Consider the following 21,379-nt stretch of genomic DNA (forward strand, 5'->3'; position numbering starts at 1 on the left):
CCCGGGGGTTTTGCTTTTGCAGCAGAAATAAAAGAGATAGGCTGCTTTTCCTGCGTGGCCTACTGGCTAATTTGGTAAAGCGATATAGCAGCCGTATAGACAGCTGCTATACAAAAGCTTTCTATGGCTTTTCGGCTATGAATGTGGCACGCAGTGGGGCCGGAAGACCTTCTATAGTGCGGCTCATATCAGTAGTGTCAAGAAAGTCGGGCAAAGATTGAAATTTCATCCATTCAGTAGAGCGCTGCTCCTGAATAGAGGTTCTGCTAATATCCGCCAGTCTTATATTTTTGAATCCCGCCCGACGCAGCCATAGTTCTAATGCTGCAGGCGAGGGCAGGAACCAGACATTTCTCATTTGAGCATAACGATCTTCTGGTACCAGTACAGTCTGCTCGTTTCCTTCCACAACTAATGTCTCGAGTACTAATTCACCTGATGAGCGCAGACATTCTTTAAGTGCTAGAAGATGATCAATAGGTGAGCGTCTATGGTAAAGCACGCCCATCGAGAAGACGGTATCGAACCCGTTGAGAGAAGAGGGAAGCTCTTCCAGCGTTAGTGGAAGACTCCAAACTGGCAGGTCGGGTAAATATTTTTTCATGGCTACAAACTGACATAGAAAGAGCCAGTTAGGATCAATCCCGATTACTGTATGAGCGCCGGCACCTACCATGCGCCATGCGTAATAGCCGTTCCCGCAACCTACATCCAAGACAACCTTATTGTTCAGATCCAAGTGTTTGGACACGCGCTCCCACTTCCAGTCGGAACGCCATTCTGTGTCGATGTGAATACCGAAGACATCGAAAGGGCCTTTGCGCCATGGTGATAATTGAAGTAGCGCGTTTTTTAAGGTTTGTTGAGTCTCAACGTCTAAAGGCTTTTCTAGACAAAACCTATCCTTTAAAACAATCGAATCGGGCTTTAAGTCAGGCAGGGTCTTGAGAGCTGTTTGCCATCTCGCAAGGTCGCCATGACCTTTTTCAAGCTTTGCTGCAATCGCAGGTGGCAGACTGGCTAACCACTTTTCTAAGGGGCCTTCACCCAAGCGATTAGCAAGGCCTTCAATATTTAGTGTGTTGATCATGGAAGAGCTACAAACGAAGCGAAGTTGAAGCATTGAAACCAAGGTATAACTGAGCTAAAGCCAGCCTCTTTCAAGCGCGCACGATGTACTTCAATGGAGTCAATCATCATGACATTCTCCAAAGCGCTACGCTTTTGAGCGATTTCCATTTCGCTGTAGCCGTTAGCTCGCTTAAATGCGATGTGAAGGTCGTTAAGCAGTACTTGCTCTTCCTGAAATTCAAATCTGATCTTTTCCGATAGAAGCAAAGCGCCCTTTGGGTGAAGGGTGCTGTGAATTTTACGCAACAGGCCTAGGCGTTTTTCAGGGGCGATAAACTGCAAAGTGAAATTCAAAGCCACCACTGATGCGGGCTGAAAATCCAGCGAAAGGATATCCGTTTCAACAATATCAATAGGTAGCAGTTGCTCATACATTGAGCTTTGCGCAGACATGTATTCACGGCAACGCTCAATCATGGCCGCTGAATTATCAACCGCAACAACCTTTGTCGATTCACTTTGAACGTGCCGTCTCAACGATTGGGACACCGCACCTAAAGAGCAGCCTAGATCATAGAGAATCGTATTAGGCTGGGTGAACTGTGCAGCAATGACGCCTATATTTTCGACGATAGTAGGATAGCCTGGTACTGAACGCTTGATCATGTCGGGGAAGACCCGAACGACATCTTCGTTAAACGCGAAGTCGGCAACAGTAGCCTGTGGCTTGGCAAATAAACGGTCCTGCTCACTCATTAAGAGGTACCACGAGAGAATGTAAATGGTGTAGCCGAGCGGTAAGTGGTTATTTTACTTCGATACGACAAGTGAAGGCCTTTTCGGGAATACTATTTGCGTCCCATGGCTGCTGATATTGCAGCTTAAGCTCAGTCGCTCCTGATTGAATTGCTTGGAAGCGCCAGGAAGATACTCCTGCCGAGCCTATTCCATCTTCGCTTTCGTCAGAGGATGAAAATACCTCAGGCCCTAAGCCTTTCAACACGGAAGGAACCGTGTTTTCGAGCTTCCATCTATAGCCTGTTGTAGGGTCGCTGGGAAGTGAGAGGTGTAGCTCTTGACCTTGTGTTAGTAAAAGAGGTTTACAGCGCGTGCGCTCGTTGATTGCGACGGTATGCTCGGGGCTGCTTGCACAGCCGGTCATTAGCAGCGTTGTCAATAAAGCGCAAAGCGTAGCTGATTTTAACATTCGTATCTCCAACCAAACTCTTCAACCGGCTGCAAGGATAACGAAGTTAAGGTAGGCAAGGGCAAGCTTGTACACAAACTGCCCTTGCTAATGGATTAAAAAAGGATTTTGGCTACATCTGCAAAACGCTTTGCAAAGTGGACAGTCAGCCCCTCCTTCAAGTACTCAGGAAGCTCTTCGAAGTCTCCTTTGTTGGCGTCTGGCAAAATAAGCTCAAATATTTTCTGCCGACGTGCTGCGATAACTTTTTCCCTGACGCCACCGATGGGCAAAACCTGGCCAGTTAAAGTCAGCTCGCCTGTCATGGCTACGTTTTTCTTGGGTGCCTGATTTCGTGCCAGAGATAACAAGGCGCTGGCCATGGTAATACCGGCACTTGGTCCGTCTTTAGGAGTAGCACCCTCTGGAACATGCAGGTGTACAAAGGCTTGGTCGAAGAACGTAGGATCTCCCTTGAATTCCTTCAGGTGGGAGGTAACGTAGCTGTATGCAATTTCAGCAGACTCTTTCATGACCTCGCCCAATTGACCGGTCAGTTTGAATCCACGGTTTAAGGTATGAATGCGCGTAGCTTCTACAGGTAAGGTAGCGCCTCCCATGCTGGTCCAAGCCAGGCCGGTGATAATGCCTACGCCGTTTAGAACCTGTTCCTTACGGAAAACAGGCTTCCCTAGATAACTTTCGATGTCACTCGCCCCAACCTTTATTCGGAGCTCAGGTTCCTCAATGAGCTGTAGAACAGCCTTACGCACCAACTTACCCAACTGTTTTTCAAGTTGGCGTACGCCAGCCTCTCGAGCATAGCCTTCAACGATACTTTTCAACGCACTGTCGCTGATGATCAGGCGCTCTTTAGGCACACCGGCTTTTTCCAATTGCTTGGGCCACAAGTGGCGTTTGGCAATCGCTTGCTTTTCTTCCGAGATATAACCTGAGAGGCGAATGACTTCCATGCGGTCCAGAAGAGGCCCAGGAATGGAGTCCATGGTGTTTGCGGTGCATACGAACAATACATTAGATAGGTCTAGCCGCAGATCCAGATAGTGATCCAGGAAATCTACATTCTGTTCAGGGTCCAGCGTTTCCAGCAAGGCAGATGCAGGGTCACCTTGATAGCTGGCTCCCATCTTGTCTATTTCATCCAGCATAATGACTGGATTCATTACTTTCACATCACGTAAAGCTTGAACAAGCTTGCCCGGCATGGCTCCGATATAAGTGCGACGATGCCCCTTAATTTCTGCTTCGTCTCGCATACCGCCTACGCTGAAGCGATAGAAGGGGCGGCCCAGTGATTCAGCAATTGACTTGCCGATACTGGTTTTACCTACGCCGGGGGGGCCTACCAGTAGCACGATTGAGCCAGATACTTCTCCTTTGAAAGCGCCAACAGCCAGAAACTCAAGAATGCGACTTTTGATGTCATCAAGACCGGCATGGTGACGGTCCAATACCTTGCGCGCACGTTTTAGATCAAGGTTGTCCTTGCCCTGTATACCCCAGGGTAAATCGGTAGCCCAATCCAGATAATTGCGCGTGACACCATATTCAGGCGAACCGGTTTCAAGAATGGATAACTTATTGAGCTCGTCGTCGATGCGTTTACGTACCGGTTCCGGTAGGACTTTGCCCTCCAGGCGCTGCCTGAAGCTTTCGAGATCGCTGCTGCGGTCATCTTTCGTTATACCCAGCTCCTGCTGGATCAGTTTGAGCTGCTCTCGAAGGAAGAACTCTCGTTGCCGCTCATTGATTTTTCGGTTGACCTCAGCAGACAGTTCTTTCTGCAGGCGTCCGACCTCGACTTCTTTACGCAGCAATGGCAAAACCTTTTCCATGCGCTTAAGGATCGGGACGGTATCCAAAACCTGCTGCAATTCCTGGCCAGGTGCGGTTGTCAGGGCAGCAGCGAAATCTGTTAAAGGCGAAGGGTCGTTGGGGCTGAAGCGGTTGAGATAGTTCTTTAGCTCTTCACTGTAGAGTGGATTGAGCGGAAGCAGCTCCTTGATGGCATTGATCAGCGCCATGCCATATGCCTTGACCTCATCGCTTGGGTCAGTCGGAGTCTTGGCATGCTCAACTTCAACAAGGTAAGGGTGCTTACGTCTCAGCCAACCGCTGATCCTGACGCGTGAAAGCCCCTGCGCTACGAATTGCAGCTTGCCGTTTTCCCGACTGGCATGATGGATACGAACCAGTGTGCCGTGCTCTGGCAGGTTATCAGGGTCGAAGCTGTTTCCATCCTCGGGAGGATTGTCCATATAGAACAATGCCAGACAGTGATGATCGGTTTTGGCCACCAGCTCCAACGTTTCGGCCCAAGGCTCTTCATTCACAATAACAGGCAATACCTGCGCTGGGAAAAAAGGCCGGTTATGGATGGGAATGATGTAAAGCTTGTCGGGAAGATTTTGTCCAGGCAGTGCAAGGCCGGTCTTTGAACCGTCGCCACTGATGATTTCGGGAGTATGTTCCTGATCGCTCATTGACTTACCTTAGAATGACTATTTGCGACCAACATGGGGAGGGCTTTGAAGCTTTTCAATGTGGTCGATGGCTACTCTAGACTTGACCGCAGATAAATAGGCAAGTGCGCTTCATTTGAGTAAGTGCACATAAACAAACTGGCTCCGTCCTATGTTGTTTGCTTGGCTATTATCTTTGTAAGGGCGAGGTAGAGAGCGTGCCGCCTGCAAGCCTGCACTGCTCTTGGGAACGTGTTTATGCTTTTGCAAGGTTAGGCGATAACCAGACGTTGATTGTCTATCTTGATGAAGATGACATGACGGAAAACGTTTCTGATGTCATGGAAAGGTTGCGTGTTTTAGCGCGTTATCCTGCGCCGGACCCAGTTTTCAACACATGTTGTATTACGCCTGTGAAGAACTGTTCTCGTTACGGCAATGACCAGCCTCTTTCCAAAGCTCTGTTGACGGGCCTGCTTCAGGCGCTTTATGCCCTTTAGATCGATAAGTGATCATTTCCATTGCCGGGGCGTTGGATTTTGAGGCGATTGAGTACTATTTAAGTGTTCACCTTGATCGCCGAATCACGATGGCGAATTAACCTGTCAAGTCTCGCTGAGCCTAGTCATTTCCATATCCAGTTTAGGACGTTACAGGCATGACGCCGTATTGATAGCTGTTGAAGGCTCGCCTGGGTTAGACGCTCCATCTTCTGAGCGAGACGGAGATACCCTTCAGGCGAGTAGCGGCCAGATGCGGCGTTTCCTGCCTATTGGGCTTCGCCTTGGCTAGAGAGCGCTAGATTCCGTTACAAACATCATAGCGCCTCAACTATCCCGACACTGTGCCGATAAGGACGAGTAGGTAATTGCCAAGCCGTGTTCGAAGGATAACCTCATGTCTTCATCTATGATGCGTATAGCGCGGTGGCTAACCGGTGGGCTTATGGCGCTCTCTGTTCCGGTATGGGCCACTCAAGTGCATATCGCAGTTATCGAGGGACAGGATAATCCGTTAGCGGATGCGGTTGTTACGTTAAGCGGAGGCACTAATCCTGCTGTGCTCCAGCCTGCGGTCATGGGTCAACGGGAACGTCGTTATGTGCCGCATGTACTGGCGGCTCATACCGGAACGCAGGTCAGTTTCCCTAATAGTGATAATGTTCGTCATCAGGTGTATTCCTTTTCACCTGCCAAGCGATTCGACTTGCCTCTTTATCACGGCATTCCAGCTGATCCAGTAACTTTCGACAGACCAGGCGTTATTGTGTTGGGTTGCAATATTTATGATTGGATGGTGGGTTATATCGTTATTACCGATGACCCATGGTTTGCTGTCAGTAACGAAAAAGGTGAAATAACGTTCGATTTGCCACCCGGCAAGTACCATGTCTCTTTATGGCACCCCTTTGCAAAGGCCAGACAGCTGCCTCATGGAGGGGATCTGATTGTATCGGCCACTGCGGGCACAGCTCGATACGCTATTGAGATAACGCCTGATAATGAACCCTCAGAGCCGGCGCCGAATGCGTTGGAGCAAGCCTTTCGGAGCGCTGCCGATGACGCTGCGAAATAGCTTTCAGGCGCGCATCGCTAGCGCCATGTTCATCCTGGCGTTGCTAACCATCGGAACGGTTTATTTTGCCGTAAAGGCTGCTACCCAATCATCTGTACGGGCTGAGTCGCTTTCACAGCTCAATACCGGCGCTCGGGTATTCGAGCGTCTTGTGGAGATGCGCGGACGGCAACTGCATGACACGGTACAGGTTCTGACATCCGATTTTGCTTTCAAAGGAGCTGTCGCTTCTGGAGATGGGTTAACGATAACTTCAGCGCTAGCTAATTATGGCGCTCGGATCAAGGCGGATGAGGTGTTGCTGCTTGACCTGACGGGAAGGGTAATCAGTAGTACCGTTTCGCTCTATACAGTTGGGTCGATATTTCACGAGGGTAACAAGGTCCAGGTAGACGGTGCGACTGATCAAACGATGCGTATCGTTTCTCTGCAACGTGTTCCGCATCTGATGGTAGAGGCTCCTGTACTTGCTCCTCTACCAGTTGCGCGCGTGGTAATGGGCTTTGCCATGGATCAGAGCCTGGCGGGCGAATTGCGCTCGCTAAGCGGCCTGGATGTGTCTTTTATTGCGCAAGAGGGGGGCGTTCCAAGTGAGCCGATCAGTACCCTTTCGGATCAAGCCGCTGACGAACTGCTAAGCCATCCGGCCAATGAACTCAGGCTAGACAAACCGTTGCCGCTCAGATTGGATGGTCGTAACTATCTGACGGAGCGGCTGACGTTAACTGATGCCGATACCTTCAAGGTATCCGCTTTTCTGCATCGCCCGCTCGACGAAGCTATGAAAGCGTTTTCTCCTCTGATGCATCAGTTGTTCTGGATAGCCGTACTGACGCTTGTCCTGGCGCTGGGTCTGGCTTTACTTATTGCAAGAGGGGTTGCCGAACCTGTTCGACGATTGGCAGCTGCTACCCAGCGGATCGGTAACGGCGATTACACCACGCCAATTGCCCTGGCGCGAAGTGATGAGTTTGGCCGGTTAGCCAGCACACTTGACACCATGCGGATCGGAATCGCCGAACGAGAACGGCAATTGAGTCATAACGCACTCCATGATGCGCTTACAGGGCTTCCCAATCGGGCGTTGGCCATGGAGCGACTGTCTCACGCCATTGCGGGAGAACAGTCTGTTGCGGTCATGTATCTGGGGCTTGAGCGTTTTCGGGAGGTCAATCAGAGCAGTGGTACTGCAGGTGGAGATGTGGTTCTGCAAACCATTGCAGATCGACTTAAACGTCTTGTAGGAAATGGAGATTGTGTTTCTCGTCTGGTTGGCGATGAGTTCCTGCTCCTGCTCAATCCAGGTACTCCTGATACTGCTCTGGCAGCCGCTGAAGAAATTCAGCAGGCAATTGCTTTGCCTATTGCTGTAGGGCTGAACGAATTCAAGATGAGCTGCCGCGTAGGGGTGGCTTGCTACCCTCAGGATGGTCATGAGGCCCATGAGTTGCTCCTGCGGGCCAGTATTGCAATGCGGGACGCAGGCAGCCAGGCCGGGCGTCTGCAGCTTTACGAGAATGGTCGGGATGATGCTTATTATCGTCAGATCAGTCTTATCAGGGATCTTCAGCATGCAGGCTCAAGGGGTGAGCTGCTCTTGCATTATCAGCCCAAGCTGAGTCTGGATGGACGGGGGCCTTTCATGGCTGAGGCGCTTCTACGTTGGCAGCATACTCAGTTCGGTATGGTATCGCCTGGGGAATTTATCCCGTTGGCTGAGCGTACCGGCAGCATCACCCTATTGACGATTTGGGTAGTCGAGGAGGTGTTTCGGCAGTTGGAAGAGTGGAGCGAGCAAGGCCTTACTGCACGAGTGTCTCTCAATATATCCGCTGCCGACTTGGTTGATGGCGATCTCCCCAATCGTTTGGAGCGACTACTTAAAGGTTCGACTGTACGAGCAGACCAGCTTGTTCTGGAGGTAACGGAAAGTGCCATCATGCAGGATCCTGAGCGAGCAGTAAGCATTCTGCAACGTCTCCGGGATCAGGGTATCAGTCTGTCCGTAGATGACTATGGCACCGGCTATGCCTCGTTGGCTCACTTGAAACGTCTGCCGGTAAGCGAGTTAAAGATCGATCAGTCGTTTATTCGCGACCTGAGTGATAACAGCGAGGACGCTGTGATTGTTCGCTCCACTATCGATATGGGACATAACCTTGATATGAAGGTTGTTGCCGAAGGTGTGGAATATGCTCAGGCGCTGGAGTTGTTGACGCTATGGGGCTGCGACATGGTGCAGGGCTACCTGATCAGTCGTCCGCTGCCGGCGCAGGCGTTTGAACATTGGATGAATGACCGCCGTGTTCAGACCCCTGTTGAGGCGCTAGCACTGTGACGCGCTCATAGATCGCCGTGGTCGCGATACTGCTTGTCATGAGCTTCCGACCCGCTTGGACGAATGATGGGTGTCTGCTGGCTACCCTGTTCCGACGTAAAACAGATTACTTGCGCGTCTTTCGCCTATGCGCAAAGACATTATTCATCAATGATAAGCGTGTGAGGCGCAACCAATCGGTTGCACCTGTCTCTTTCGTCGCTCAATCAATCCTGCTGACATAGAAGGTTAAGACCTTGTTTCAGGAAGCGTTTTTGATTGTCAGTGGCTATCCCAACTTGTTTGCCAATTCCGTAGAATGTTCATCCGGCTACGGTTGCACTTCGTCTGATGACGCTTTTGTCGTCTGGTAGCCCAAGGTAATACCTAGTTTGATCCAAACACGCCAGGAAACTGGTAGTTCCAGAAGACAGAATGGAACTCTGTCTGGTGCATACCTGATGGGTTGCCCAACGGTGACGGCATGTGCGTCGCCCTCTGCCAACGTGGGAGCGATGAGTAATTGATCCCACAACAACAAATAATGAGGGAATAATGAGCGTCAATACTCCAACGTTGATCACTTTCCTGATCTATATCGCTGCCATGGTCCTGATCGGCTTTCTGGCATGGCGATCTACAAAAAACTTCGACGATTACATCTTGGGGGGAAGAAGCCTCGGTAGTGTAGTGACAGCGTTGTCCGCCGGTGCTTCGGACATGAGCGGCTGGCTGTTGATGGGCCTGCCAGGCGCTATTTTTCTCGCCGGTATTTCTGAAAGCTGGATTGCCATTGGCCTGATAGCAGGTGCCTGGCTGAATTGGCTTCTGGTTGCAGGTCGGCTACGTGTCCATACCGAGCACAACAATAATGCTCTGACACTGCCAGACTATTTTACGCATCGCTTTGAGGATCACAGTCGTGTCCTGCGTATTTTCTCGGCAATCATCATCCTGGTTTTTTTCACCATCTACTGTGCTTCCGGTATTGTGGCTGGGGCTCGTCTGTTTGAAAGCACCTTTGGCCTCTCGTATGGGACAGCCTTGTGGGCGGGTGCACTGGCGACCATTCTCTATACCTTTGTAGGTGGCTTTCTGGCAGTAAGCTGGACGGATACTGTGCAGGCTACGCTCATGATCTTCGCCTTGATTCTGGCGCCAGTCATGATACTCAATGCCACAGGTGGTCTTGAGCCAGCATTTGCTGCCATCGAAAGCGTAAACCCCGCCCATTTCGACCTTTTCAAAGGGGCTACCTTCGTTGGCGTTATTTCATTACTGGCCTGGGGACTGGGTTATTTTGGCCAGCCTCATATCCTGGCACGCTTCATGGCTGCAGATTCGGTCAAGTCAATGCGCTCAGCACGTCGAATCGGTATGACCTGGATGATTCTGTGTCTGGCGGGTGCGGTGGGTGTAGGCTTCTTTGGAATTGCTTATTTTGCCGCGCATCCTGAGCAGGCTGGCGCAGTGACAGAAAACCCTGAGCGGGTTTTCATCGAACTGGCGAAGCTGCTGTTCAACCCATGGGTGGCCGGTGTTCTGCTGTCAGCCATTCTGGCAGCTGTCATGAGTACCCTAAGCTGCCAGCTGTTGGTCTGCTCAAGTGCGCTGACTGAAGACTTCTATAAGGCTTTCCTTCGCAAGCACGCATCCCAGAAAGAGTTGGTGTGGGTGGGACGTCTCATGGTTCTTCTGATTGCAGTCATTGCGATCGCAATCGCTTCCAATCCTGAAAACCGCGTATTGGGACTGGTCTCCTACGCCTGGGCAGGTTTTGGTGCAGCCTTTGGTCCGGTTGTCCTCTTCTCGCTCCTATGGAAGGGGATGACACGTAACGGTGCATTGGCCGGCATGATCGTTGGTGCTGTGACTGTGGTGGTCTGGAAGCAGCTAGGATGGCTTGGCCTGTATGAAATTGTGCCTGGCTTTATTCTTGCGAGCCTAGCTATTGTTGTATTCAGCCGACTGGGTAGCGCTCCGAGCGCGTCAATGAAGCAGCGCTTCGAGGTCGCGGAGCAGGAATACCGCAATAGCTGAGAGAAATGTCAGCTAAGCGTAAAGAATGGTGAGCAGGGGGTAAAGTCGTTCGAGAAAGAACGATGTGCCGGGTAGTGTTAGCTTTAAAGGCTCCTTTGAGGAGGAGCCTTTAAATAAGCTGATCGACCACGAGGTAAACCATGCGTCATCGTGTTTTGCTAGCGACTACTTTAGCGGTCAGTTTGCTACTGAGCGGCTGCTGTGGATGGTGGGGGCCTCATGGAGGTCACCATGGAGGTCCCGGTGGGCCAGGGCCAGGATTTGAACAAGGGCATGGCCGCCCCTAAAAAAGCCGGAGCAATTGCTCCGGCTTTTTTATCGCTGCTTTGTAGCGTCAAACCTGGTACGTCATTTGCTCAACCGATGGTTATCGGTCAAGTATTTATCCAATAGTGTTCGGAGAATAATCATGCCATGGCTTTTTCGACATAGCCGCTGGACAACAGGCTTGTTGCTGATTGTGAGCCTAAGCGTAGCCGCAGCGCCTGCACCTTTCTTCAAATGGCGTAGCAAGTTCAACGGGCAGGTGGTATGTCAGAGGACATCGCCCGGCGATGGATGGGAACGACTGGCAGGGCCGTTTCGAGATATCGGCTGTCAGCAGTCTGGAGAGAAGCCGTTACAGCGATGGGACAGGGTAACTGCTTCCCCACGGTCCTGAGGAAGCAGTATTTATCAGGTCAAGGCGTCTCGTTGGTGTACAGGGCGGCCTTGATCAAGTCCTGCCCGATCTGTTTCTCGAAGTGCTGCCATACAGGTTGCATGGCTGCTCTCCAGCGCTGACGCTGATCATTGGTTAACGTGATGACTTCATTGTTACCAGCACTCACGATCTTGGCCTTGTCTTTCTGATTGAGTGCGTCTGCCTGTCGATTCACCTCATAGGTCACTTCGCCAAGAATAGTTTCCAGCTTGATGCGAACGTTAAAAGGAATCTGGCGCCAGAAGCTGGCGTTGGTAATGAGCATGTAATCCAGAGAGCCATGGTTGCTCTCAGTGATATAGCGCTGCTGCTCGTAAAGATGCTTGCTATAAAGGTTGGTCCAAGGGTTTTCTGCCGCGTTGATGGTCCCGTCAGCAAGTGCCTGGTTTACCTTGCTGAACGACAGCTTGACGGGCGTAGCACCCAACGACTGGAATTGAGACTCAAGGACGTCCGAATCCTGAATGCGAACCTTTAGGCCTCGCATATCTTCCGGCTCACGCAGCGGCTTCTGAGCGGAAAGCTGCTTCATTCCGTTATGCCAGTAAGCCAGCCCTGCGATGTTCTGCTTTTCCATGGACAGGAGCAGCTGTTGTCCGGTTGGCTTGCTTTGGAACCGATCCAGTGCGGCCTGGCTGTCAAACAGGAAGGGTAGGTCAAACAGCTTCAGTTTAGGTGAATAAGTACCCAGTTTGGCCAATGCCACTGCCAGCATTTCTACCTTGCCATCTTGAAGCGCCTGAATTTCTTCCTTATCGCCATACAAGGATGAGTTGGGGTATACCTCTACCTTGACGGTCCCTCCCAGCTGTTCCTCTACCTTCTTCTGAAACAGTAGCGCACCCTGGCCTTTAGGCGTATCTGGCGCGGCAACATGCGAGAAACGGATAACGATAGGGTCGGCTGCCATGCTTATTACAGGAGAAAGCATGGTGAGCGTGCATACCAGGAGTTTGGAAAGAGAGCGGTACATGTAGAAGTCCTTGAGGCGCATCAAGTAATTGCCAGTTCCAGGTTTGGCGGGGGCGCCACTTTATCAGTGAGATCCGTCTCAATCGAGTGCCGACAGGCAGGCGACGTATGGTCATTCCGACCTTTTGACAGAACGCAAGACAAACACGGCGTCTAAGTTCAATAGACTTCAGGAGGATCGTTCATGACTTCTACCCCTTCGGCGGCACATGGCTTTGCCATTCCCTACCTTCGCTACCACGACGCTCCCGCTGCCATTGACTGGTTGCGCCTGACGTTTGGGTTCGAGGTAAAAAGCCTGATCTCGAATGAAGACGGCAGTATCGAATATGCACAGCTTGTTTATGGACAGGGAATGCTCATCGTAACGTCCGTGCTGCATAACGATGTGGATGCTTATATGGTCCAGCCGGAGCAGGCCAGAGGCGTGACTCAAGGAGTGTATCTGGTAACCGATGAACCTGATGTCTTATGCGAGCGTGCCAAGGCATCGGGTGCCGATGTGATCATTGATATCCGTGAGGCGCCTTATGGAGGCTGTTCCTTTACTTGCCGGGACCGTGAAGGGCATCTCTGGAGCTTTGGCAGTTTTAATCCGTGGAGGGATAAGCCTGCCAAAACATCGGGTAACGGGTATGCCACCGAAGGGTACACGTCATGAAAACGGTTCGTTTACCTGACGGCACAACTGTCCCTGCGCTTGGCCAGGGTACTTGGCATATGGGTGAACAGGCATCAGCGCGCGAAAGAGAGATACGCGCTCTACGCCGTGGGATCGAGCTGGGTATGACCTTGATCGACACGGCTGAAATGTATGCCGAAGGAGGTGCTGAACATGTCGTTGGCGAAGCCATTCAAGGTCAGCGTGACAGTATTTTCCTAGTCAGCAAAGTCTATCCCCACAATGCGAATCGCGAGGGTGTTTTGCAGGCATGCGATCGCAGCCTCAGTCGTCTGCGTACAGATCGTATCGACTTGTATCTTTTGCATTGGCGGGGAAGAACACCGCTGAGCGAAACGGTAGAAGCATTCGAGACGCTGCGAGAACAAGGCAAGATTCTGCATTGGGGCGTGTCGAATTTTGACGTGGACGATATGCTTGACCTCGCGGACGATCGCTGTGCCGCGAATCAGGTCCTGTATAACCTGGAGGAGCGAGGCATTGAATTTGACCTCCTGCCTTGGTGCCAACGGCAGCAAATGCCTCTTATGGCTTATTGTCCGGTAGGGCAGGGTGGCGGCATGCTCCAGCATCCAGCTCTTCTGGCCGTCGCGGAGCGACTTGAGGTTACACCGGCTCAGGTAGCGTTGGCTTGGGTGCTTCGACAGCCTGGGGTGATTGCCATACCCAAGGCCGTCGGGCTTGATCATATCGAGCAAAATGCCAAATCTGCGACGCTTCAACTATCGGAGCACGATCTGGCATTACTTGACGCGGCGTTTCCTCCGCCCCAGCGAAAGCAGCGGTTAGCGATGGTATGAGTATGTCATCAAGCTTGGCCCCTGATAACGGCTCTCAGAGGAAACCGGTTAGGGTGACAGGCCTCTGCTACGGCACGAGGTAATGGCAGTGGCTCATTGTTCAACCAAGCCGCCAACAGCTCGCCGGAAAGTGGCGCGGTGATCAGGCCGCGAGAACCGTGGCCTGCGTTGACAAACAGATTATTCAGCCAAGGTACCGGACTTTCCGGTACTTGCCGAGCATCTTTGCCGAGAATGGAATAAGTATGCGCAAAGGCGGCAGCATCAGCTATCGGGCCCACGACTGGAAGATAGTCAGGGGTCGTACAGCGAAACGCAGCCCGTCCTTCCAGTGTTGCTGGATCCAGTTGTTCGGCGCCAAGTGCCTTGGCCAGCACGGGTGAGAGGGCATTAAGTAATGCAAGATTACCTTTATGTTCTTCAGTGCACAGCTCAAGATCGTCACGCTTGAAGTCGAAGCTGGCTCCCAATGTATGGAGATGATTCCGTGAAGGAGCAATGTACCCTTCACCGCAAACTACGCATTGCAGCGCCTGGCTTGCGCGTGTCGCTGGCAAATGAGTTATCTGTCCACGAATACGTTTGAGTGGTAGTTGGGCGTTTTCTATCAGTGTTGCCGTCTCGGTCGCGCTGGCCACCACAACAACAGACGCTTGAGCTAAAAGTGCTTCGTTGCCGTACACCTTCCATTGGGCGTGGTGACGCTCGAGCCGAATAGCCTCCTGATGGGTCATCAGCGTGATATTGGGATGCTGCAGTAAAAATCGACAGAGCGCAGGTGGATGAACCCAGCCCGACTCCGGAAAGTGAACTCCCCCTTGGGAAAGCTCAACCCCAGAAAGCTTTGAGGCTTCATCAGCACTGACTCGGCGCAGTAAAGCTGATGGCAACCGTTCTGCCAGTTGCTGCTGACGTTTGTCCTCGGCAGGGTCAGTAGCCAGTTGTATCGTACCGCACCCATCCCAGTTCAATGTTTTGTCCAGACCCTCCAGCAGACGACGGGTATAGCCAAAACCGCTTAAGGCTAAGCGGGTAAGGGGTGTGAAGTGAGGGGAGAGTTTAAGGTATAGAACGCCTTGCAGATTGCCAGACGCCTCTGCTGCAGAAGTTGCATGGCGCTCCAGAACCGTTACCTGCCAACCGCGCGTTGCGAGACTGGCCGCTGTCGAAGCGCCTGCCAGCCCTGCACCTATTACTATGGCTGTTCTAGGGCCAATATGGAGCGGCGGCCGCTCAAACCATGGTTTGACAGAGCCAGGTACCGGCGCCACAAGACTGCCTTTGAGCATTTCCCGCTTATGTCCAAAGCCTTGTACTTTCTTCATTGCAAAGCCCGCCTCTAGCAGACCGCGGCGAACAAATCCGGCACATGTAAAGGTAGCGAGTGTTGCATCATCAGCCGACAGCCGGGCTAGTTGCCCAAATAGAGCGCTTGTCCACATATCCGGGTTCTTGGCTGGAGCAAATCCGTCAAGAAACCAGGCATTGCACCGAGCATCCAGCTCCGGCAGACAATTGAGTGCATCACCTACCAAAAGCGTTAGCGTAACTCGGCCATCATCTAGGGAGAAACGCTGAAAGCCAGCATGTACGGCAATGTATTGAGCCAACAGAGCGTCGGCGTAATCCACTAATTCAGGCCAAAGGGCCAGCGCTTTTTTCAGGTCTGAAGCACTCAGCGGGAATTTTTCAACGCTAACGAAGTGCAGCCGTGCCTTAGCGGGTGCTGTCTGTGTAAAGAGCTGCCAGGCACAAAGAAAATTGAGTCCCGTTCCAAACCCTGTCTCACCAATCGTAAAGACCTCACCTGCATGAAGCGCGGCGAAACGACGTGGGAGCTCATTTTGAGCCAGAAAAACGTAACGGGTTTCTTCAAGGCCACTCGCCTTGGAAAAATAGACATCGCCAAAGGAGCGGGAGATCGGTTGACCCTGATCGTCCCAGTCCAACTCAGCGTGAAAGGTATCTGACATCGACTGCACTGCTTATTTGGGCCAAGCAAAGCGCAAGTCTAGCCGATCCGAACGCGAGATTTTAGAGGAATTAGCCAGCTCGCTTTTGAATTTCAGCGGCCTGGGTCATTCTGGAGATATACCGTCCGATCTGGTGCTCGGCCTCTTCACGGGTAAAAAAAGGTCCTTCGAGTGTACCTTCTCGCGTTGTGAAGAAATAATTGCCATTAACCCAGCTAATGCGCTCGCTGCGAAAATGAGTGGCTGAAGTACTATCTTCAGTGCGCTTACCAAACATGACTGATCTCCGAACCGATTTACTTTCTGACCGCGCAAAACAGCGTTGGTTTGCTTTACCGTCAACTATTTTGGCTATGGATATATTGCCAAGCGTTTCCAGAATGGCAGGGTTACAGCGCGAGTCGTATCACTAAAGGTGTAGGTGATAATTCGCTACCTGAAAAGCTTGAGGTATAACCGCTGAACATTAGAGTTCAGTTTTTAGGTATCTGTTGCATCCATTCATCCAGACACGGTTGATTGGTAGTCGCCTCGCTGTTATCTGTATATACATCCACCCTGTGCTCGAAAGACCTCCTTCATTCAACTACGCAAAAGCGGGTTTCTTTTGTTAAGGCCCGTAGCGGTACTGTGACCCTCCATGCACGCTACTCGAATTCTGGAAGATCCGTTTTATTACCTGAATAATTTCCACACGGTACTGGCCTGGACCAGTGAGCGTTACAGTGATCTTCTGAATGAGACGGAGAGGGTGTTTCTCCAGGTTTTTCCTTCGCTTCCTAAAGCCTCGCAGGCCCTGTTGGTTAGAATGGTCATGCGCAAAGGGGCGCTGTTCCGAGGCAGCAAGCTGTGCTACCAGGAGATTGGCTGCCCCCATCAAGCAGTGTTGCCACTGGTTGAGCTGGGCTGGGTATCGGATAGGCCGGTACTTTCTCTAGAGCAACTGTTCGGTTTGCTGAAAAAGGCAGAATTGGCTCAGGTCTTTCCTGAGCAGTTATCTCGCTCATCTTTAAAGAAGTCAGAGCAGCTTGAAGTGCTCAAGGCTGACTTTAATGATCCGAGGCTGCTGACGGAATGGTGCAGCTCGCTGGATGACCGCGTCTATGAAATTACCGTCACAAACATATGTGACCGATTAAGGCTTATGTTTTTCGGTAATTTACATCAGGACTGGAGCGAGTTCGTCTTATCGGATCTCGGAATTTTCCGTTATGAAAAGGTGGAATTTTCTGATTCATCACGAGGCTTCCGTATCCGCAAAGACATCGATGATTACGTAGCACTGTATGACTGTCGTGAGCGCTTTCGTGACGGAACTGCATTGGACGACATTCTAGATGTGCTCCCCAGATTACCGTTAGATAATGATTGGCTGGAGGCACGCAGAGGTAAACTGACTTATGAGGTTGCCTACTGCTGTGAACAGCAGGGTAACTTTACTGCCGCCCTGGATCTCTATCAGAGTTGCCGGCATCCTGGAGCAAGAATTCGCGCTATCCGTGTACTCGAAAAAACCGAGCAGTATAAAGCCGCTTTCGAACTGGCCTGCCAGGCAGAGCGAGCTCCAGAAAGTGATAGTGAAGCCCAGCTATTGGCCCGTATGTTACCCCGGCTGCGGCGTAAGCTGAGTATGCCCAAGTTGCCCAAGCGCATCGAACGCTGCGTTGAGCGTATCGACCTGACGTTACATCGTCTGGATGCTTGTCGTCCCGTTGAGTTATGTGTTCAAGAGCATCTGTCGGAACCTGATGCGCCGGTCTTTTATGTTGAAAATATCCTGATCAATGCGCTACTTGGTCTTTTATGCTGGGACGCAATTTTTGTTCCTTTGCCTGGAGCCTTCTTTCATCCTTTTCATCGCGCTCCTGCCGACATTCATATGCCGCAATTCGCAACCAGGCGTGCACAGCAATTTGAAGCATGCCTGTCTCAGCTCGAAAGTGGCTGTTATAAGGAAACCATCAAACGCAACTTCCTGGAAAAGCAGGGTATCCAGGCCCCTTTTATTGCATGGGGAGCCGTAACGGCAGAAGTGTTGGAGCTAGCATTGCAGTGCTTGCCTCCCCAGCATTTACGCGTGTGGTTCGAGCGAATACTTCAAGATGTAAAGGTCAACCGGACAGGATTTCCAGACTTGATCCAGTTCTGGCCCCACGAGCGACGGTACCGCATGATCGAAGTGAAGGGGCCGGGCGATCGTCTCCAAGATAATCAGGTTCGCTGGTTGGATTACTCTATGGCTCATGAAATGCCGGTATGTGTGTGTTATGTGCAATGGGAGGAGTCTGTTGCGTGCAGTACAGCGTTGCTGTAAGGGCTCTGTGTGAGTTTGTTGCTAAGCAGGGAGACCTTGATCTGCGTTTCACGCCATCACCGACAGCCCTTGAGGGCATTCAAGGACATGGCATCGTTACCGCGCGTCGAAAGCAGTCTTACCAGCGGGAGGTAACGCTGGAGGGGGAGTACAGGCATCTTCGTATCAAAGGGCGGGCCGATGGATACGACCCGGAGCTGAACCGGCTCGAGGAAATTAAAACTTACCGGGGCGACCTGACTCACATGCCGCCCAATCATCGTCACCTGCATTGGGCGCAAGCGAAGATATATGGATGGCTGTTATGCCAAAAATTGTCGCTTCATGAGCTCGAGCTGGCGTTGGTGTATTTTGATGTAGGCAGTCAGAAGGAAACTACTCTGCTTGAGCGGTTTACATCTGGAGTGCTTAAAGAGTACTTCGAACGGCAGTGCAGCCTGTTTCTGGACTGGGCTGAGCAGGAACTGACTCATCGCGAGCATCGCCAGCGTTGCCTGGAGGCGTTACCCTTTCCACATGCCTCCTTTCGTACGGGGCAGCGTGATCTTGCCGAGGCTGTCTATAAAGCGGCCCATGTAGGCTGTAGCCTCATGATCCAGGCGCCCACGGGGATAGGCAAAACCATTGGCACCTTGTTTCCATTGCTCAAGGCTATGCCACGGCAAAATCTGGACAAGGTCTTTTTTCTTACCGCAAAGAATTCTGGTCGGCAGTTGGCTTTCAATGCGATGGGCGCTATCACCCAGGCCGCACCAGAGCTTTCGCTGCGTATTCTGGAGCTGAGGGCACGCGACAAGGCATGTGAACACACGGATAAAGCATGCCATGGTGAATCCTGTCCTCTGGCCAAGGGGTTCTATGACCGTTTGCCCCAAGCCCGGCAAGCCGCCTTGAAGGAAAAGGTACTGGATCATGACTCGCTACGCACCATAGCGCTTGGGTGGCAGGTATGTCCTTATTACCTGAGTCAGGAGATGGCGCGCTGGTGCGATGTCATTGTAGGGGATTACAACTACTACTTTGACAGCAGCGCTATGCTTTTTGCCTTAAAGGAGCAGAGTCAATGGCGGATCGGAATCCTCGTTGATGAAGCGCATAATCTATTGGAGCGTGCGCGGGGGATGTATACCGCCTCTCTGGATCATGCTGTAGTAGCGTCACTTCGCAAAGAAAGACCTCCAGGGCTGAAGCAGCCACTGGATCGGATCAATCGTTGCTGGAATGCCTTAATCAAGGAACAACCTTCAACCTATCAGGCATACGACGAAATTCCCGCGAAGTTGTTATCCGCGCTGCAAAAAGCGATTTCAGCTATAAACGACCTGCTTAACGAGACGCTGGCTCCACTGGATGCTACGCTTCAGCTTTTCTATTTTGATGCAATTCAATTCGTTCGGATGGCTGAAAGTTTTGGTGAGCACTCACTGTTCGAATTACTGAAAAAAAATGAGCTGTCACGTAAACCAGCCGTGCAACAGTCCGTTGTAACCATACGGAATGTAGTCCCGGCACCTTTTATCGGCCCGCGATTCAACGCAACCCATGCCGCTATTCTTTTTTCCGCGACCTTAAGTCCGCCTCACTTCTTGCGGGATACGCTTGGGCTTGCAGCGGGTACACCTTGGGTTAACGTAAAGTCCCCGTTTGCGGCTGAACAGTTATCGGTTCGCCTCGTAGACAACATTTCGACGCGTTATCAACACCGAGAGCAATCCCTGCGGCCCATTGCAGAGTTAATGGCTTGGCAGTACAGACAGGAGCCAGGAAATTATCTGGCTTTCTTTAGTAGCTTCGACTATCTCGAAAAGACTGCATCGTTATTTTCCAATCTTTTCCCGGATATTCCGCTTTGGCTCCAGGCACGGCAGATGAATGAGGCAGACAAGGCCCAGTTTCTGCAACGGTTTACAAACACCAGCAGCGGTGTTGGTTTCGTAGTGCTAGGGGGGAGTTTTGGCGAGGGTGTCGACCTGCCAGGGCAGCGGCTGATAGGAGCTTTTATCGCAACACTTGGCCTTCCTCAGATCAATCCTGCCAATGAACAGATCAGGACGAAGCTCGACCGACAATTTGGTACTGGTTATGACTATGCCTACTTTTATCCAGGTATGCATAAGGTCATTCAGGCAGCAGGTCGGGTCATAAGGACAACCTCTGATCGTGGTGTGCTGTACCTGATTGATGACCGTTTTGCTCAGTCCAAGGTCAGACGGCTATTGCCTGAGTGGTGGAAGGCGCAGACCTTTCGATGGCCTCACAGCGTTAACCGAAAATAAGTCTGAAGGAAAAAGCGTCGGCTGGAGAGGCGGTAGTAGGGGAGGGGACTCAGGACCTGAACGAGTTGTCCAGGCCCTGAGGTGAGGCACTGTTAGCGAGCCATCGCTACCAGTACTTCAGAGGCAGGAACATTGAAGTCTACTGACATCATTACACTCAGCGCAGTGATCGTAACGATGGAGAAGACGAACAATTTTCTTGCCCAGGCATTGTCATCGTTGGTCTTGTAGCCCATTAGAGCCATGCGCAACCAATAAACGCCCATGGCTGCTGCAACCACCAAGTACTTATAACCGGCGTAGCCCCCAATCGTGAGCGCTAGCGTAGCGGCCAGAAAGGCCAGGATATAGACCGTAATATGGCGCTTGGTTACAGGGATACCCTTCATGACTGGCAGTACCGGAATTGAAGCTGCCCGATAGTCGTTCAGTCTGAAGATTGCAATAGCGTAGGAGTGCGGCATTTGCCAGAGGCAGAAAATCAGCAGAAGGATAGCGGCACCCATATCGAACTCATTGCTAACTGCGCAATAGCCGATTACAGGAGGAGCCGCACCCGACAGGCTACCCACTAGGGTGCCATACACAGATTTACGCTTCAGGCACAGGCTGTATAGACCCACATACACAACGAATCCCATGAGCCCAAAGGCTGCGGATAGCGCATTTACTTTGAAGTAAAGAAGCGCGATACCTGCAATGCCCAAGAGCGTGGCGTAGGACAATGTGACACTTGGAGAAATAAGTCCTTGGACGAGGACACGATTTTTCGTCCGTTCCATGACCTTATCAATGTCACGGTCAATATAGTTATTGAAGACGCAGCCGGAAGCGATGACCAGAGACACCCCTACTGCGGTAGCTAAGAAAAGTGCTAAGTCGATGCTTCCTTTCGAAGCAAGGAAGAAACCTCCGGCAACCGAGATCAGGTTGCCGAAGATAATGCCTGGCTTCGTTATAAGTAGGTATTTCTTGATCATCGAAGCG

Annotated in this window: 17 protein-coding genes; 9 read left to right on the forward strand and 8 right to left on the reverse strand. The window is 51.5% G+C overall.

The window, feature by feature from the left end; translation table 11 throughout:
- Positions 1-121: 121 nt before the first annotated feature.
- From cmoB to lon, 4 genes are all read right to left on the reverse strand, one after another.
- On the reverse strand, positions 122-1,090 hold the full coding sequence (gene cmoB, locus JQR90_RS06615) for a tRNA 5-methoxyuridine(34)/uridine 5-oxyacetic acid(34) synthase CmoB (RefSeq protein ID WP_010797644.1): 969 nt from the start codon (positions 1,088-1,090) through the stop codon (positions 122-124).
- Positions 1,087-1,827 carry a carboxy-S-adenosyl-L-methionine synthase CmoA gene (gene cmoA, locus JQR90_RS06620; protein ID WP_010797645.1) on the reverse strand — a complete coding sequence of 247 codons (741 nt, stop codon included), beginning with the start codon at positions 1,825-1,827 and terminating at the stop codon, positions 1,087-1,089. The genes cmoB and cmoA overlap by 4 nt, the downstream gene beginning before the upstream one ends.
- Before the next feature lie 49 nt (positions 1,828-1,876).
- A complete protein-coding gene (locus JQR90_RS06625) occupies positions 1,877-2,278 on the reverse strand; it encodes a protease inhibitor I42 family protein (protein WP_286790320.1) in 402 nt (133 codons plus the stop codon).
- A 95-nt stretch (positions 2,279-2,373) separates the two neighbouring features.
- Positions 2,374-4,761 carry an endopeptidase La gene (gene lon, locus JQR90_RS06630; protein ID WP_010797647.1) on the reverse strand — a complete coding sequence of 796 codons (2,388 nt, stop codon included), beginning with the start codon at positions 4,759-4,761 and terminating at the stop codon, positions 2,374-2,376.
- A gap of 197 nt (positions 4,762-4,958) precedes the next feature.
- On the opposite strand from lon, the gene JQR90_RS06635 reads away from it, so the two are divergent.
- From JQR90_RS06635 to JQR90_RS06655, 5 genes are all read left to right on the forward strand, one after another.
- Complete coding sequence (locus tag JQR90_RS06635; RefSeq protein ID WP_010797648.1) at positions 4,959-5,240, forward strand: hypothetical protein; 282 nt, start codon at positions 4,959-4,961, stop codon at positions 5,238-5,240.
- Positions 5,241-5,637: 397 nt separating this feature from the next.
- Entirely contained in the window at positions 5,638-6,315 is a 678-nt protein-coding gene (locus JQR90_RS06640) for a methylamine utilization protein (RefSeq protein WP_010797649.1), read from the forward strand.
- On the forward strand, positions 6,299-8,653 hold the full coding sequence (locus JQR90_RS06645; RefSeq protein WP_010797650.1) for a putative bifunctional diguanylate cyclase/phosphodiesterase: 2,355 nt from the start codon (positions 6,299-6,301) through the stop codon (positions 8,651-8,653). The genes JQR90_RS06640 and JQR90_RS06645 overlap by 17 nt, the downstream gene beginning before the upstream one ends.
- 534 nt (positions 8,654-9,187) lie before the next feature.
- Entirely contained in the window at positions 9,188-10,672 is a 1,485-nt protein-coding gene (gene putP / locus JQR90_RS06650) for a sodium/proline symporter PutP (protein WP_010797651.1), read from the forward strand.
- 231 nt (positions 10,673-10,903) lie between these two features.
- Complete coding sequence (locus tag JQR90_RS06655) at positions 10,904-11,065, forward strand: hypothetical protein (RefSeq protein WP_156913092.1); 162 nt, start codon at positions 10,904-10,906, stop codon at positions 11,063-11,065.
- A 287-nt stretch (positions 11,066-11,352) separates the two neighbouring features.
- On the opposite strand, the gene JQR90_RS06660 is transcribed toward JQR90_RS06655, so the two are convergent.
- Positions 11,353-12,348, reverse strand: a complete 996-nt coding sequence (locus JQR90_RS06660) for a DctP family TRAP transporter solute-binding subunit (RefSeq protein WP_010797653.1) — start codon at positions 12,346-12,348, stop codon at positions 11,353-11,355.
- A gap of 183 nt (positions 12,349-12,531) precedes the next feature.
- On the opposite strand from JQR90_RS06660, the gene JQR90_RS06665 reads away from it, so the two are divergent.
- A complete protein-coding gene (locus JQR90_RS06665; protein WP_010797654.1) occupies positions 12,532-13,008 on the forward strand; it encodes a VOC family protein in 477 nt (158 codons plus the stop codon).
- Entirely contained in the window at positions 13,005-13,829 is an 825-nt protein-coding gene (locus JQR90_RS06670; RefSeq protein ID WP_010797655.1) for an aldo/keto reductase, read from the forward strand. Before JQR90_RS06665 ends, JQR90_RS06670 begins: the two co-directional genes overlap by 4 nt.
- An 8-nt stretch (positions 13,830-13,837) precedes the next feature.
- On the opposite strand, the gene mnmC is transcribed toward JQR90_RS06670, so the two are convergent.
- Both mnmC and JQR90_RS06680 read right to left on the reverse strand, forming a co-directional pair.
- The gene (mnmC, locus tag JQR90_RS06675; RefSeq protein ID WP_010797656.1) at positions 13,838-15,802 is read right to left on the reverse strand and encodes a bifunctional tRNA (5-methylaminomethyl-2-thiouridine)(34)-methyltransferase MnmD/FAD-dependent 5-carboxymethylaminomethyl-2-thiouridine(34) oxidoreductase MnmC; all 1,965 of its coding nucleotides are present in this window, start codon (positions 15,800-15,802) and stop codon (positions 13,838-13,840) included.
- A gap of 70 nt (positions 15,803-15,872) precedes the next feature.
- Entirely contained in the window at positions 15,873-16,079 is a 207-nt protein-coding gene (locus JQR90_RS06680; protein WP_010797657.1) for a DUF6316 family protein, read from the reverse strand.
- Positions 16,080-16,442: 363 nt separating this feature from the next.
- On the opposite strand from JQR90_RS06680, the gene JQR90_RS06685 reads away from it, so the two are divergent.
- Both JQR90_RS06685 and JQR90_RS06690 read left to right on the forward strand, forming a co-directional pair.
- Positions 16,443-18,116 carry a VRR-NUC domain-containing protein gene (locus JQR90_RS06685; protein WP_010797658.1) on the forward strand — a complete coding sequence of 558 codons (1,674 nt, stop codon included), beginning with the start codon at positions 16,443-16,445 and terminating at the stop codon, positions 18,114-18,116.
- Positions 18,077-20,392 (forward strand): ATP-dependent DNA helicase, encoded by a 2,316-nt coding sequence (locus JQR90_RS06690; RefSeq protein WP_051370190.1) that lies wholly within the window; start codon positions 18,077-18,079, stop codon positions 20,390-20,392. Before JQR90_RS06685 ends, JQR90_RS06690 begins: the two co-directional genes overlap by 40 nt.
- Before the next feature lie 92 nt (positions 20,393-20,484).
- On the opposite strand, the gene cyoE is transcribed toward JQR90_RS06690, so the two are convergent.
- Positions 20,485-21,372, reverse strand: coding sequence for a heme o synthase (cyoE, locus tag JQR90_RS06695; protein ID WP_010797660.1), 888 nt, complete (start codon positions 21,370-21,372; stop codon positions 20,485-20,487).
- Between the last annotated feature and the right edge of the window lie 7 nt (positions 21,373-21,379).

It is taken from the genome of Pseudomonas sp. JZ114, from assembly GCF_051027705.1.
In the GTDB taxonomy this organism is placed as follows: Bacteria; Pseudomonadota; Gammaproteobacteria; order Pseudomonadales; family Pseudomonadaceae; genus Chryseomonas; species Chryseomonas luteola.

What these genes read in the sequence shown, in the direction of transcription:
- JQR90_RS06625 (WP_286790320.1), bottom strand. Translation starts at nt 2,278, where the DNA reads ATGTTAAAATCAGCTACGCTTTGCGCTTTATTGACAACGCTGCTAATG.
- lon (WP_010797647.1), bottom strand. Translation starts at nt 4,761, where the DNA reads ATGAGCGATCAGGAACATACTCCCGAAATCATCAGTGGCGACGGTTCA.
- mnmC (WP_010797656.1), bottom strand. Translation starts at nt 15,802, where the DNA reads ATGTCAGATACCTTTCACGCTGAGTTGGACTGGGACGATCAGGGTCAA.
- JQR90_RS06685 (WP_010797658.1), top strand. Translation starts at nt 16,443, where the DNA reads ATGCACGCTACTCGAATTCTGGAAGATCCGTTTTATTACCTGAATAAT.
- JQR90_RS06655 (WP_156913092.1), top strand. Translation starts at nt 10,904, where the DNA reads ATGGAGGTCCCGGTGGGCCAGGGCCAGGATTTGAACAAGGGCATGGCC.
- cmoA (WP_010797645.1), bottom strand. Translation starts at nt 1,827, where the DNA reads ATGAGTGAGCAGGACCGTTTATTTGCCAAGCCACAGGCTACTGTTGCC.
- cyoE (WP_010797660.1), bottom strand. Translation starts at nt 21,372, where the DNA reads ATGATCAAGAAATACCTACTTATAACGAAGCCAGGCATTATCTTCGGC.
- cmoB (WP_010797644.1), bottom strand. Translation starts at nt 1,090, where the DNA reads ATGATCAACACACTAAATATTGAAGGCCTTGCTAATCGCTTGGGTGAA.
- JQR90_RS06690 (WP_051370190.1), top strand. Translation starts at nt 18,077, where the DNA reads ATGGGAGGAGTCTGTTGCGTGCAGTACAGCGTTGCTGTAAGGGCTCTG.
- JQR90_RS06665 (WP_010797654.1), top strand. Translation starts at nt 12,532, where the DNA reads ATGACTTCTACCCCTTCGGCGGCACATGGCTTTGCCATTCCCTACCTT.
- putP (WP_010797651.1), top strand. Translation starts at nt 9,188, where the DNA reads ATGAGCGTCAATACTCCAACGTTGATCACTTTCCTGATCTATATCGCT.
- JQR90_RS06645 (WP_010797650.1), top strand. Translation starts at nt 6,299, where the DNA reads ATGACGCTGCGAAATAGCTTTCAGGCGCGCATCGCTAGCGCCATGTTC.
- JQR90_RS06640 (WP_010797649.1), top strand. Translation starts at nt 5,638, where the DNA reads ATGTCTTCATCTATGATGCGTATAGCGCGGTGGCTAACCGGTGGGCTT.
- JQR90_RS06660 (WP_010797653.1), bottom strand. Translation starts at nt 12,348, where the DNA reads ATGTACCGCTCTCTTTCCAAACTCCTGGTATGCACGCTCACCATGCTT.
- JQR90_RS06670 (WP_010797655.1), top strand. Translation starts at nt 13,005, where the DNA reads ATGAAAACGGTTCGTTTACCTGACGGCACAACTGTCCCTGCGCTTGGC.
- JQR90_RS06680 (WP_010797657.1), bottom strand. Translation starts at nt 16,079, where the DNA reads ATGTTTGGTAAGCGCACTGAAGATAGTACTTCAGCCACTCATTTTCGC.